The organism is Pseudomonas helvetica, from assembly GCF_039908645.1.
GTDB classification, from domain to species: Bacteria; Pseudomonadota; Gammaproteobacteria; order Pseudomonadales; family Pseudomonadaceae; genus Aquipseudomonas; species Aquipseudomonas helvetica.
In genome coordinates this window covers 725,269-738,571 of record NZ_CP150917.1, presented here as the reverse complement: position 1 = coordinate 738,571, position 13,303 = coordinate 725,269, and the positions used below count along the sequence as shown (strand labels likewise).

10 protein-coding genes are annotated in these 13,303 nt (G+C 59.9%); 4 read left to right on the top strand and 6 right to left on the bottom strand.

Translation table 11 applies throughout. The features are described 5' to 3' along the window. Positions 1-28: 28 nt before the first annotated feature. The 6 genes from AABM55_RS03195 to AABM55_RS03170 form a co-directional block, all read right to left on the bottom strand. Positions 29-814 (bottom strand): DUF4123 domain-containing protein, encoded by a 786-nt coding sequence (locus tag AABM55_RS03195; protein WP_347928804.1) that lies wholly within the window; start codon positions 812-814, stop codon positions 29-31. Beyond that, entirely contained in the window at positions 811-2,193 is a 1,383-nt protein-coding gene (locus AABM55_RS03190) for a contractile injection system protein, VgrG/Pvc8 family (protein ID WP_347928803.1), read from the bottom strand. Before AABM55_RS03190 ends, AABM55_RS03195 begins: the two co-directional genes overlap by 4 nt. A 233-nt stretch (positions 2,194-2,426) precedes the next feature. After that, positions 2,427-4,340 (bottom strand): arginine decarboxylase, encoded by a 1,914-nt coding sequence (speA, locus tag AABM55_RS03185; RefSeq protein WP_054595447.1) that lies wholly within the window; start codon positions 4,338-4,340, stop codon positions 2,427-2,429. Positions 4,341-4,558: 218 nt separating this feature from the next. Continuing rightward, positions 4,559-4,930, bottom strand: coding sequence for a translation initiation factor Sui1 (locus tag AABM55_RS03180; protein WP_054595446.1), 372 nt, complete (start codon positions 4,928-4,930; stop codon positions 4,559-4,561). A 262-nt stretch (positions 4,931-5,192) separates the two neighbouring features. Beyond that, positions 5,193-5,762, bottom strand: coding sequence for an NUDIX hydrolase (locus AABM55_RS03175; RefSeq protein WP_347928802.1), 570 nt, complete (start codon positions 5,760-5,762; stop codon positions 5,193-5,195). Between the two features lie 3 nt (positions 5,763-5,765). Then, positions 5,766-6,833 (bottom strand): DUF2333 family protein, encoded by a 1,068-nt coding sequence (locus AABM55_RS03170; protein WP_103316950.1) that lies wholly within the window; start codon positions 6,831-6,833, stop codon positions 5,766-5,768. Positions 6,834-7,124: 291 nt separating this feature from the next. Here AABM55_RS03170 and gcbA point away from each other — a divergent pair, with 291 nt between their 5' ends. The 4 genes from gcbA (at position 7,125) to AABM55_RS03150 (ending at position 13,283) form a co-directional block, all read left to right on the top strand. Continuing rightward, complete coding sequence (gene gcbA / locus AABM55_RS03165; RefSeq protein ID WP_054595443.1) at positions 7,125-8,795, top strand: diguanylate cyclase GcbA; 1,671 nt, start codon at positions 7,125-7,127, stop codon at positions 8,793-8,795. A gap of 52 nt (positions 8,796-8,847) precedes the next feature. Then, a complete protein-coding gene (locus AABM55_RS03160) occupies positions 8,848-10,809 on the top strand; it encodes a methyl-accepting chemotaxis protein (RefSeq protein WP_347928801.1) in 1,962 nt (653 codons plus the stop codon). 152 nt (positions 10,810-10,961) lie between these two features. Beyond that, positions 10,962-11,426 carry a hypothetical protein gene (locus AABM55_RS03155; protein ID WP_347928800.1) on the top strand — a complete coding sequence of 155 codons (465 nt, stop codon included), beginning with the start codon at positions 10,962-10,964 and terminating at the stop codon, positions 11,424-11,426. 93 nt (positions 11,427-11,519) lie between these two features. After that, a complete protein-coding gene (locus tag AABM55_RS03150) occupies positions 11,520-13,283 on the top strand; it encodes a protein-disulfide reductase DsbD (protein WP_347928799.1) in 1,764 nt (587 codons plus the stop codon). Positions 13,284-13,303: the final 20 nt, after the last annotated feature.

Here is a 13,303-nt window from a genome sequence, read left to right as displayed (position 1 = left end):
GTGATTTGGCCTGCAGGACGCGGTGAGTTCAGGGCCGATAGCTTTGCCAGCGGTTGCGCAAGCTGTCGAGCCGCTCTTGCTGAGTGCGCCCCGGCAGGTGTGCTTCGGGTGTGGCTGACGGGTATTGCAAACGTAATCGCAGCCAGCCATCGAGCACAGCTTGCTCGCTGAAGCCGTGTTCGAGTCCTTCCTGCACAAAAGACCAGATCGTGCCAAAGTCGTGGCCCGTCGAGCGACTCCAGTACCACGCATGGCGCTCCAGCAGACAGGTTTGCAACTTGTTCTGCTGGCGAAGGCTGAGGCTGTCTTCGATGGCCAGTTCACTGACGGCCAATCGCGGATTGACCAAATGCAACCAACCCAGACTGCCGATCGCCCGGTCCTCCCAGGTTCCACCGTGCCAGTACAGTTTATCGATCGGCCCCAGCCAGCGGCTCAACTCGCGGGCATCACTGGCATCAAAAAAGTAACTGGCGATAAAGGGGTTGTAGTAGCTGAGCAAGCCTTTGTAATGAAGCCCGAACGTGACCGTGAGCATACGTCGAAGGTGCCCGAGCAATTGCTCCGGGGATGCAGAGCTGACCAGCAGCAACCCCGGCCAGTCCGCCGGCTCGTCGTGGCAACATTGCATCAGCGGCGATTGCGCCGACAGTTCGATCAACTGCGGCCCCTGGTCGCGCAACCCATGCAGGTCGGTGTTCTCGAACAACGCATAACACGGTACGTCGGCAAACCGTTGCTGCAGGCTCCACCCTGCCTGCGGCGAACCTGGTACATCCAGCAAAAGCCATTGAGCCGACTGGGCAGCGATCATGCCGCACCACTTTGGCCAAGCCCTGCCACTGTGCGGCAGGTGCAGATCGCTTGCCGGCAATGGATGAAACTCCCCCCGCCGGGTATCAAACACAGCAACACCAAGGGCTGACTGCCCTGAACCAATGCCAACAAGTCATGGCGATCATCGGGCGACAATTCCTCCCGTGCCGGGAGCACCTCCCCGGCCATTGAAGGCGGGGAGGTTTCGACAGGCAACACGCCGTCGACATGCAACGGCGGCCCCCGAAATATGCCGGTGATCAATGGCTGGTCCGGGTCGCCCTCGATAAAGCTCACACAGACCTCAACCCCCGCCGTCAAACCGGCAACCGACTCTGTAGACAACTGGGGCGAGACCGGCAGCCAACAATGGCTGGGCCGTGCACCCTCGCCCTGAAAAAGCCAATCGAACTGCACGGCGATGCGTTGGGCCGCGTCGCTGCGAGGTTCGTCGACATTGACCACCCAGCCACGTTGCAGGCTGTTCATCCGAGGCTTCTCGCTTGGACGAAACGCTACGAACGGCGCCTCCCAGGGAATCGCATCAATGCGGTTGCGGTAGTACGGCAACTGCGCCTGACTGCCCGAATGCTCGACCCGGGTCAGCAACCACAGGTGATTCCAGTCAGCAAACGGATGGCCCGACAACGCCATCAGCATGCCGCTACGCAGGTTCGGCAGGTCCGTTTCGCCTGCTGCGACAAGTTTCGGCAATCCATCGTGATGCGCCCCTTCGGCATAAGCATGAACCGTGAAACACCTGACGGCGGGTGCCGTGCCTTGGCTATCAAAGGGTGTGCCGGCACCTGGAGACGAACTGCGCCGAGTGTCGGCAAAGATCAGGTAATGACCGTGCTTGCGGTGCTGAAAATGGTAGTGAATCCGCTCTTGCTCACACAGGCGCTGAAGAAACGCCAAGTCCGACTCACGGTACTGGGTGCAAAACTCCCGCACGGGGTAGTCGTTCCGGAGTTCGAATCGACAGTTTTTTTCGTCTATGCCGTGTTCTTTCAGTACCTGCACCAGAATCTGCGGGACTGACAGGCCGCTGAAAATTCGCTGGCTGCAGCGTTGCGCCAGGCAGGCCAGCTTCGGCCCGAGGCACAGACGCCAGAGCGCCGGCACCGCGTCGTCATGAAGCGGGGCAAGGTCATGAATCTGTCCGTGGATACCGGTGCCCGCACCTCCAAACCCCAGGTACGCCGAGCGAAACATCAGGCTCGCGATATCCAGTCGCAGCTCATCGAACTGCAGATCCAGCTGAAAGACAAAGGGCTGGCTGATGGACTCGCAACCGGTAAAGGCGACAACGACAAAGGGTTGGGGCTGACCCGCTATCTCCAGACGAAATGACGGCTCGTTGACGGGATCGAACATCGGCGTTTCTCTACAGGAGGGACGGCCGGGGATTCTCGCTGAGAGACATGGCCGAGTAGAGTGCCGAAGTACAACTTAGGAAATGGCCTACGCGAAATGAAGACCACACAGCGTTGAAAGTGCGTGGGCACGGCAAATCTCTACAAAAATAAAGAAATGCCGTACCAGGTCCTCGGAAAACTCCGCACTACGCGGAGTATTTTCCGACAACCTGGTCACAGCGGTTCGCTACCTCAAGAAGACAGGTAAGACGAACGAGTCAGACCCAGGCGCAAGGCATCGAGGTACTGAGTGCGCTCGGTGGCACTGATTCGAGCGCTGGCCACTTTGTCGCGGTAGTGCGTCATCAGCTCTTCCGGCGACAAGTGCACGTAACGCAGCATGTCTTCGATGGTGTCGTGGGTTTCGATACCGGCGTGGTAAACGCTGCCGTCGGCATTCTGGTAGATGTTTACCGAGTCGGTGTCACCGAACAGGTTGTGCATGTCACCGAGAATTTCCTGGTAAGCGCCCACCAGGAAAATCCCCAGCAGGTAGTCTTCGCCATCATTGAGCCCGTGTACCGGCAGGCTGGTTTCGATGCTCTGCTCGTCGACGTATTGCTTGATCTTGCCGTCGGAGTCACAGGTCAGGTCTTGCAGCACGGCACGGCGCATCGGCTCTTCATCAAGACGGTGCAGCGGCAGGATCGGCAGGACCTGGCCGATCGCCCAGGTGTCCGGTAGGCTCTGGAATACCGAGAAGTTGCAGATGTATTTGTCGGCCAGCTTGTCGTTGAGTTCGTCGAGCACCTGACGGTGCGAGCGCTGACGGGCTTTCAACGAGTTGTGCAGGCGACGGCAGACAGCGAAGTAGCATTGCTCGGCCAGGGCTTTTTCGGCCAGGGTCAGCTTGCCATCGGCGTACTGGGTGGCCACGTCGCTCATGTAGTGAGTCGCGCGCCAGTAGGTTTCGGTGACCATCTCGATATCGGTCGGGCCGAGCAGGTCGACCAGCCATTGCACGGTTTCCGGCAGCTCTTCCTTGTTCTCGATCATCGGCACGTCGTCGTTGTGTTTCTCGACGTCGGTGACCTGCACCACCAGCATGGCGTGGTGAGCGGTCAGCGAACGACCACTCTCGGAGAAGATGTTCGGATGCGGCAGGCTCTGCGCGTCGCAGAATTCCTTGAGCATGCCGACCACGACACCGGCGTAATCGTCCATGTCGTAGTTGATCGAGCTGGCGTTGCGCGAGTGGGTACCGTCGTAGTCGACGCCCAGGCCACCCCCCACGTCGATGTGATCCACCGGCAGGCCAAGGTTGCGCAGTTCGCCGTAGTAACGGATCGCTTCCTTGAAGCCGTGCTGGTAGTCCGCCAGGTTGGCGATCTGCGAGCCCATGTGGAAGTGCAGCAAACGAATGCCCTGATCCAGACCGGCCGCACGGAAGCGCTCGACTACCGACAGCAACTGGGCAGCAGACAGCCCGAACTTGGATTTTTCGCCGCCAGTGTCAGCCCATTTGCTCGATGCCAGGGACGACAGGCGAACCCGCAGGCCGACTTGAGGCTTGACCTTCAGCGAGGCGGCCTCTTCGATCACCAGGCCGACTTCGGATTCTTTCTCGATCACGATGAACACGTTGTGACCCAGCTTCTGGCCCATCAGTGCCAGGCGGATGAACTCACGGTCCTTGTAACCGTTGCAGACGATGGTGCCGCCCTTTGGCGCCAGGGCCAGCACGGCCAGCAGTTCCGGCTTGGAGCCGGCTTCCAGGCCGATGGAGACGTTCTGGGTGGCGATGATGTTCTCGATCACCGCTTCCTGCTGGTTAACCTTGATCGGGTACAGCGCGGTGTACTTGCTCTGGTATTCCAGACGCTCGATATTCGCGTCGAAGGCGCCGGTCAGCTGACGGACACGGTCCTGCAGGATGTCCGGGAAGCGCACCAACAGTGGCAAGGACAGGCCGCTTTTGCGCAGCTGTGCGACTTGTTCGAACAGATCGATAGGTGCGCTGCTCGGGCCGTTCGGACGAACTTCTACGCGACCGGCGTCACTGATCGCGAAATACCCGGCCCCCCAATGGCGAATCCCGTAAACACTGCGGCTGTCCGCAACTGTCCATTGGCTGCCATCGTCTTTGCGTGTGCGTCGTACGGACATCGAAGTCCCCTATAAAGAAGTCAAAGAGCGCCACCCGGGTTGAGGGCTGGCGCAGTCTAAAGTGAAAAAATGACGATTAGCCTGCAAGCGGGATAGACCACACTTGCAGCGCTGAGTTTAGAAACCGGTCAGAACAGGCTCTGTGAAAACCATGGAGACGACGTTCAACCTGAATCGATCAGGACTGCATCAAGTCGGGGTGGTTTTCACAGAGGCTGCTAGCCGCCGGATTTCTTCGCTTTGAAACCGTGTTTGATCAGCTCGGCCAAGAGTAGCTCGACATGATCGCCCTGGATCTCGATGATCCCGTCCTTCAACGCACCACCGGTGCCGCAACGTTTCTTCAACGTCGTGGCAAGCTCCTTGAGCGCGTCTTCAGCCAGCGGCACGCCGCTGATCGTGGTCACCGTCTTGCCGCCCCGGCCCTTGCTTTCGCGGCGCACGCGCGCGATGCCGTCGCCGGCCGGGATAACGGTTTGTTTGCAGATGCAGGCTGCCACCGGCTGGCTACAGTCCGGGCAATGTCGACCTGCGTCGGTGGAAAATACCAGGCCACCAAGGGCGGCGAAGGATGCGGCTTTTTTGGCCACCGGCAATCCTCTTGGGAGGACAAAGACTGGTCGCAGCAACTTTGGCAAGTGCTATCGACCGCGAAGCCCCACTCAGGCAGGGGCAGCGCTATGGGCTAACTAGCCCTGGGGCAAAGCTTGATCGCGAAGGATGTCAACGATAACGCGTGCCGTCAGACAGTACGCGGAGCCATTACGTTCTTCGCGAGCAAGCTCTGCTCCTACAAAGGTCGCGCAGTGTAACGACAAAAAGCGCACTTGCTAAGAGCCAATCGGCGCCATTTTATAGATCTTTTGCGACGCCCTTCAGAGCGTCACCCCCGCGCGCGCGCAGATAGCGCTTCAACGCCGCCAGAGAGTCCGGGCAGTAAGGCTTCTGCGTGATTTCCTGCATCACCTGTTCGATGGGAATAAAGCGGGCCTGAAGCACTTCTTCCGGCTGCAGGATCAATGGTCCGTCCCAGACTGCCGAAAACGCCGAACACCACAAGCGGTTGCCGGTGTCCTCAAAGAAAAAATGATCATGGGCGGTCAGCTCGACCCCGCTGACGCCCAACTCTTCTTCCAGTTCACGGGCCGCCGATTCGGCGTAGGTTTCGGTCGCCAATACCATGCCGCCCGCCGCCACATCCCAGAATCCCGGATAGATGGCTTTGCTGAACGTGCGCTGATGCACGCACAGTTCACCGGCCGAGTTGAACAGCATGATGTAAGTGCCGCGCCCGATCAGCCCGCGCTCGCGCAAGTCCGAGCGCACCAGCGAACCGAGCAGGTTGTCCTGCTCGTCGACCCAGGCGATCTGTTCGGCGTCCGAGGCCGCGCGGTGCGCAGCCTCATTCAGGTTATCTGCCATGACTCAGCCCTGATTGAGCAATTGACGCAAATCGATAACTGCCGCGTTGGCCCGCGAGATGTAGTTGGCCATGACCAGCGAGTGGTTGGCCAAAATCCCGAAACCACTGCCGTTGAGGATCATCGGGCTCCAGACTGTTTCCTGGGAGGCCTCCAGCTCACGAATGATCTGGCGCACGCTGACCGTGGCGTTCTTCTTCGCCAACACATCGGCAAAGTCGACTTCGATGGCGCGCAGCAAATGCGACAGTGCCCAGGCCTGACCACGCGCTTCATAGAATACGTCGTCGATCTGCAGCCAAGGGGTTTCCACCCGCTCTTCATCCACCTGCGGCACCTGACCCGGCGCCAGGGTTTCGGTTTTCAGCGCGGTGTTCAGCTTGACCCGGCCAACACTGGCCGACAGCCGTTGCGACAGCGAACCCAAACGGGTCGCGACATCACCCAGCCAGTTGTTCAGGTTGTCGGCACGCGCATAGAACTGCGCGTTTTTTTGCGTTGGATCGGACAGGCGAGCCTGGTAGCGGCTCAGGGAGTTGATGCCTTCCTGGTACTCCGACTCGCTGGACGGCAGCATCCAGCTCTTGTTATCGAAGTTGAAACGCGGCTCGGCCTTGGCCAGATCGGCGTCTTCAGCCGATTGCGATTGCGAACGGGCAAAATCTTTACGCAAGGCGCGAGTCAGATCGCGTACCTGCACCAGTACCCCGTATTCCCAGTTCGGCATGTCGTCCAGCCACACGCCTGGTGGAAAACGGTCGTTGGAAATATAGCCACCCGGCTTGTGCAGCAAGGTACCGGCGACGGTCTTGAGGGTTTCGACCGTGGTGTAGCCGATGACCATCTGCTTGCCTTCCTTCTCGGCGGCCAGTTGTGCGTTCTGCTGAACCGGGAACAGCGCAGGTTCATGGCTCCAGTACCAGCCCACGGCGAGGACCACCAGCAAATACAGGCCGATCAAGGTGGCCAATGCGCGGCTGAACAGCAGGCCACCTAAATAGCTGCGGGTTGCCGACTTGGGTTCGGCGGCACGTTCAGGCGCGCTGCCTGTGCGGTTCTTCCAGTCCAGCATGGCGATATCCTTTCAATCACTTGAGTTCGTCGGTTCGACCACAACCCTACTCCATCGTGCTTTGTCGCGAGCAGATTAAATCTGCCCGGCAGACCGTGGATCGCACAGTGGCCGCGAATCGAGCAGCCACTATAAATGAAGCACAGCGTTGATCCTATGCGACCAGTCGGTCAGGAACTGAATAACGTCGCTTTACAGTTTATTGATGTACGACACTCATGGCATCGGAAAGAGGTGCTAGCATAGAGCCACCAGTCGACCTCAGCATGCACCCTAACTAGTAGTCAGGATATGACCGAGCCAGAAGACCCCAGCCGTGAGCGCCTCAAGCACCACTTTGCCCAGCGGGTAATTCATCAAGCACGTCAGATTCTTGAGATATGGCAGCGCCTGCAACGCTGTGAATGGTCAGGCGCCGACCTCGCAGAGCTGAGTGAGGCGAACCTGCGGCTGCTGCGTTTCGCCGAACGTTTCGAACAACCCGAACACACCCACCTGGCGCACAGCATCAGCCAGTCGCTTGCAGCCGTCGACGCCAATCGCGGACGCCTGAGCAGCGGGCTGATCACCGACCTCAATCGTCTGATGCAGCGCCTGTCGCGCACTGGCCTGCGGCATGGCGACCAGCTCGAACAAACCTTTTTACCGCCACTGCGCAAGCCGATCTACGTGATGCTGCAAGATCACGACCGCGCCGAGCGACTGGCCAAGCAACTCGAGTTTTTCGGTCTCAGCGCGCAATCGCTGGACAGCGTGGCGGCGTTTCGCTCCTCGATGGTCGAGCGGTTGCCGGCAGCGATTGTCATGGACGTCGACTTCAGCGGCCCCGGCATGGGCCTGCAATTGGCAGCCGAAGCCCAGGAAGGCCTGGAACAGAAACTGCCGCTGCTGTTTTTCAGCCTGCTGGAAACCGACACCCCGACCCGCCTCGCGGCCGTACGCGCCGGCGGCCAGGAGTTTCTGACCGGCACCCTCGAAGCGTCGAGCCTGCTGGAAAAGATCGAAGTGCTGACCTGCGTCGCCCAGTACGAACCTTATAAAGTGCTGATCATCGACGACTCCCGTGCCCAGGCCCTGCACACCGAGCGCCTGCTCAACAGCGCCGGGATCGTCACCCGAACCTTGATCGAGCCGATTCAGGCGATGGCCGAGCTGGCGGATTTCCAGCCGGACCTGATCATCCTCGACATGTACATGCCGGCCTGCACCGGCACCGAACTGGCCAAGGTGATCCGGCACAATGACCGTTACGTCAGCGTGCCGATCATCTACTTGTCGGCCGAAGACGACCTGGACAAGCAGCTCGACGCCATGAGCGAAGGCGGCGACGACTTCCTGACCAAGCCGATCAAGCCGCGTCACCTGATCACCACCGTACGCAACCGAGCAGCCCGGGCGCGCAACCTCAAGGCGCGGATGGTCCGTGACAGCCTGACCGGCCTCTATAACCACACCCATATTCTGCAATTGCTCGAAGACTGCAGCTTCCGCGCCCGCCGCGAGAACAAGCCATTGAGTTTTGCGATGCTCGACATTGACCATTTCAAGCGGGTCAACGACAGCCACGGCCACCCCATGGGCGACCGGGTGATCAAGAGCCTGGCACTGTTTCTCAAGCAACGCCTGCGCAAGACCGACTTCATCGGCCGGTATGGCGGTGAAGAGTTCGCCATCGTGATGCCCGACACCGATATCGAATCGGCCTATAAAGTGCTCGATGAAATCCGTCAGCGCTTTGCCGAGATCCACTACCCGGCCCAGCCGCAAGACCTCTGGTGCACCTTCAGTGCCGGCGTGGTGGACCTGCATGAAGAGTGCGACAGCCTGATGATGGCCAGCCAGGCAGACGAGGCGCTGTACCGCGCCAAGGACGCCGGACGCAATCGCGTTCAAGCGGCGCGGTCGTCGAATCAAAGTGCCACTTTTTCACCTGAATCCACTGATTCGGTCATAACCCTGTAACACAAACGCAATAACTTCAGGCACTTACCATTCTGTCGTTGGTAGAACCGCGATGCGCCTGAAGTTGCTGACCAATCTCAATACCCTGCTTCTAGTCGCGGTGTGCCTCGCACTCGGCGCCACACTCTGGTGGTCGCAAAAAGCCCTGGAGCGTCCTTATCTGTTGATGGAGCGCTACCTGGGCCTGTCGCAGCACTTTCAAAATCAAGTGGCGCGTAACGTCGAGGATTACCTGGCCAGCGGCGATGCCTTGCGCCTGAGCAGCGCCAGCCAGGCCATCGAAACCCTGCAAAAAGAACTCGACGAACTGCCGGCCGGCTTGGCTGACAGCGTGCGGCCGAGCCTTGCCAGCCTCGATGACTTCAGCAAGACCGACCTGTTGGCCGCCGGCAAACTGGCGGGTGATCCGCAAGCCTTGCTGCTCCAGGCCGAGCGCGAACTGGGCGCCAGCCTGGAGCAACTCAGCCAATACGCCACCAGCGCCAATACGCCTGCCGCTGCCGCCTATCTTCCACCGCTGCTCGTTGCCTCGCAGCATGTCGGCAAACTCTCGCTGGCCCGGGACAAACTGGTCAGCAGTGGCCGCAGCGAACTGGCGGCCGATGTTGAGCGTGAAGTCAGCAGCATCCGCGCTCAGGCCGAGCTGATCGAAGCACTGCCGCTGCTTGGCGTGACCGCCAGCAAAGAATCGAATACCGACGATTTCTCGGCGATGATGGGCCTGGAGAACACTGAAAAAACCGCCGCCGAAGATGCCGGCACCGGCTTCAAACGCGAACTTGCCAGCCTGCTCGGTCGCTATCCCGCCGAACTCACCCGGACCCGCGAACAGATTCAGAAACGCGCCGACCTCAGCGCCGCTACCCACCTGAAAATTGCCGCCGTGCAGCAGGCCATCGCCGGGCTGGAACCGACCGTGCGCGCGCAGCATGGGCAAATCCAGGGTGAAGTGCGGCTCATGCAGGGCGTAATGATCGGCCTGATCCTGCTGATCGCACTGCTGATCGACACCTTGCAACGTCGCCTCGCCCGGGTGCTGACCAATTTGGCGCCAGCGCTGTCGACCTGGGCTGAAGGCGACTTCAGTCGGGACATCCAGCTCGGCGCAACCAACCGTGAACTGCACGATATTCAAGAATCGCTGAATCGCCTGCGCGCTTATCTGGTGGATCTGGTCGGGACAATCCGGCTGAACGCCGAACAGGTTGCCGGCAGCAGCCGGGTATTGGCCGAACTGAGCAGCGACTTGCACAGCGGTGCCGAACATCAGGCCGGCGACACTGCGCTGATCCGCGACTCGCTTGGTGAGCTGGAAGCGACCATTCAGCAAGTCGCCGGCGATGCCAGCCAGGCTGCCGACGCCAGCCGTCACGCCGGTCTGGCGGTCGAGCACGGGCAAAAGGTCATTGGCTTGAGCCTGACCGGCCTGCACGCGCTGGTCGGCGAAGTCCAGGGCAACGCACAAATGATCGAGCATCTGGCCGAAGAGTCGGCCACCATCGGCGGCGTACTGACGGTGATTCGCTCGATTGCCGATCAGACCAACCTCCTCGCCCTGAACGCGGCGATTGAAGCCGCCCGCGCCGGGGAAATGGGCCGTGGTTTTGCGGTGGTCGCCGAGGAGGTTCGCTCGCTGGCGCAACGCACCGCCGGCGCTACCGCAGAAATCCAGACGTTAATTGCCGGCCTGCAACAGGCCGCAAGACAATCGGTAGAAGGCATGCGTGCCCAGGTCGAGCACGCAGAAGCCACCGCCAGCCAGGCACAAGCCGCTGACGGCGCACTGGATAAAATCGTCGGGGCGATCCAGACCATTGCCGACACCGCGGTGCGCATCGCCGATGTAACGGCGCAACAAAGTGGCGCCGTCAGTGAAATCCGCGATCACAGCGAGCGAATTCATCAGTTGGGTGGGGATAACCTGGTGCGTATCGGTGAAGGCCGCAGTCAGGGCGAGAATCTGCTGGTGCTGGGTGGGCAATTGCATACGGCAGTGCAGGCATTTCGGGTTTAAGTTTGCGGACCCGAACACAACTGACTTACGTGCCGCCGGTTTTGCCCGGACGCAGGCAAAAACGACAACAGTAGAATTTGGAAGCTGGATGAGCGAGGCTCCTTTTGGCGATGATCCTGCAGATCAGGAATGGATCAAAAAAGGAGTCAGGTATGCCCGCTTCAGGAACTGCTAAAAAAACTGTATATACCATCGTCACCTCCTGCCTGCTGGCGGTATGCCTGGGCTACATCGGCTGGACCTGGCTTATGTCTCCCAGCGCCCCGGTGCTGACCGATGTAGTACTCAAACTACCCGTTGGCGAAAATGGCTTCGTCTACGGCGTCAAGGATGATCGAGGCGGAGCAACAGTACCGTTCAGCTATCGATACTATGTCTATCGCGAACTGGCATCCGACGAACAAATAGCGTCTGAACTCAAGACAGCCGGTCCGTTTTTAGTCACCCGAGATCCAGCCATAAAGATCAATGTCCAAGGCTCGGTCATCAATGTATCGACCCATCAGGAAGTCTATGAGTATCACAGCAACACGCTGTTCCGACAGACCAATAGTGCCGACTACAGCCCCATAACAATCAACTTGTGCAACCACTCCAGCGATCAATCAACAAAGTAAACGCGCCCCCCTGGGAGCTGTCGAAGAGTCGGCGTAGGTGCATGCATCGTGCACTCAGTTATCATGCTCCCACTTTCGATACGCGAGATTGTCATGCGCCGTCTGCTCTGCCTGATGCTGTTAGTGCTGGTCCTGCCGGTGAATGCCGCCGGCCTCTTGGACAGTCGCCCCAGTTCGACCCTGGGCTCGATCAATAACAGCGCCGACTTCCTGCCCGTGCGCGAAGCTTTTCAACTGAGCCTGGTGGAAAGCACACCGCAATCGATCAAGCTGCGCTTCGTCGCTACCGAGGGTTACTACCTCTACCGGCATCGTTTCCAGTTTCACAGCGAGCCCACCGACATTGGCCTGGGCGCCGCGCAACTGCCTTCAGGCGAAAAAAAGCACGACGAATACTTCGGCGATGTCGAGGTCTACCACGGCATTCTCGACGTCGACCTGCCACGCAGCAGCGCCGATCAGCGGGCTTTCACGTTGGCCGTCACCTACCAGGGCTGCGCCGATAAAGGCCTGTGTTATCCACCGGAAACCGAACGCCTGAAAATCGACGGTGCAGCCATTACCCCTCCAGCCAGTGCCGCAGGCTGGAGCTGGCGCGAACTGGCGCTGTTCTTCCTGGCGGGCCTTGGCCTGACGTTTACCCCTTGCGTGCTGCCGATGCTGCCGATTCTCTCCGGTGTGGTGTTGCGCGGTCAGGTCGGCGGACTGCGCGGTTTTAATCTGTCGCTGGCCTACGTCTTGCCAATGGCCGCCTGTTTCGCCGTGCTCGGCGCGCTGATGGGGCTGTTCGGCGCCCAGCTCAACCTTCAGGCACGCCTGCAATCGGCGTGGGTGTTGGCGCCGTTTGCCTTGTTCTTCGCGGTGTTTGCCTTAGCGATGTTCGGGGTGTTCGAACTGAAATTACCCCACGCGATCAGCAGTCGCCTGGACCGCATTGCCGGTCGCACCGAAGGGGGATCGCTGTGGGGCGCGGCCGTGCTCGGCGTGGTGTCGAGCCTGTTGGTCTCGCCGTGTGTATCTGCACCTTTGGCCGGAGCACTGCTGTATATCAGCGCCAGCGGCGATGCTCTGGGCGGCGCGCTGAAGCTGTTCGTTCTGGGCCTGGGGATGGGCGCGCCATTGTTGCTGGTCGCCACTGGCGGCGCGGCCTGGCTGCCGAAAAGCGGCCCATGGCTGATCTACGTGAAAAATGCGATTGGCGTGTTGTTGCTGGGGTTAGCAATCGGTTTGCTGAGCCGGGTATTGCCGGGGCCCATCACCTTGCTGCTGGTCGGTCTGCTGGCGGTCGGGGTCGGCTTGTTTCTCGGGGCGCTGGAGCTTGGCTATAAACCGCCGCGAAAACGTCTCGGTCAATTGCTCGGGATACTCCTGGTGTTTTATGGGCTGGCGTGTTGGTACGGCGCCTTCAGCGGCCAGGCCGATCCGCTCAATCCGATCAGCCAGCCAAAAGTCATCAATGCTCCTGGCAGCGCTCAAGCGCAAAACCCGAGTGAATGGCAAACCATCAGCACCCCGGCGGAACTCGATCGCGTGCTCGCTGAAGCAAAATCCGCCAACACCCCGCTGCTGCTCGACTGGTACGCCGACTGGTGCATCAGCTGCAAAGTCATCGAGCACGAGGTGCTTAACGACAGCAACGTCGTTGAACGCCTTAAAGGTTATCGACTGGTTCGCTTCGACATCACCGCCAGCAACGCTGAACAACGCGCCTTGCTCGATCGTTACAAGCTGTTCGGACCACCGGCGCTGATGTTTTTCGGCAAGGATGGCAAGGAACGTGGCGATGTGCGGGTGATTGGCGAGATCAACGCCAGGGACTTCGCCGAACGTGTCGCTAAAGCGAATGACCAGATTTAATCAGTTGGTCACATAAATCG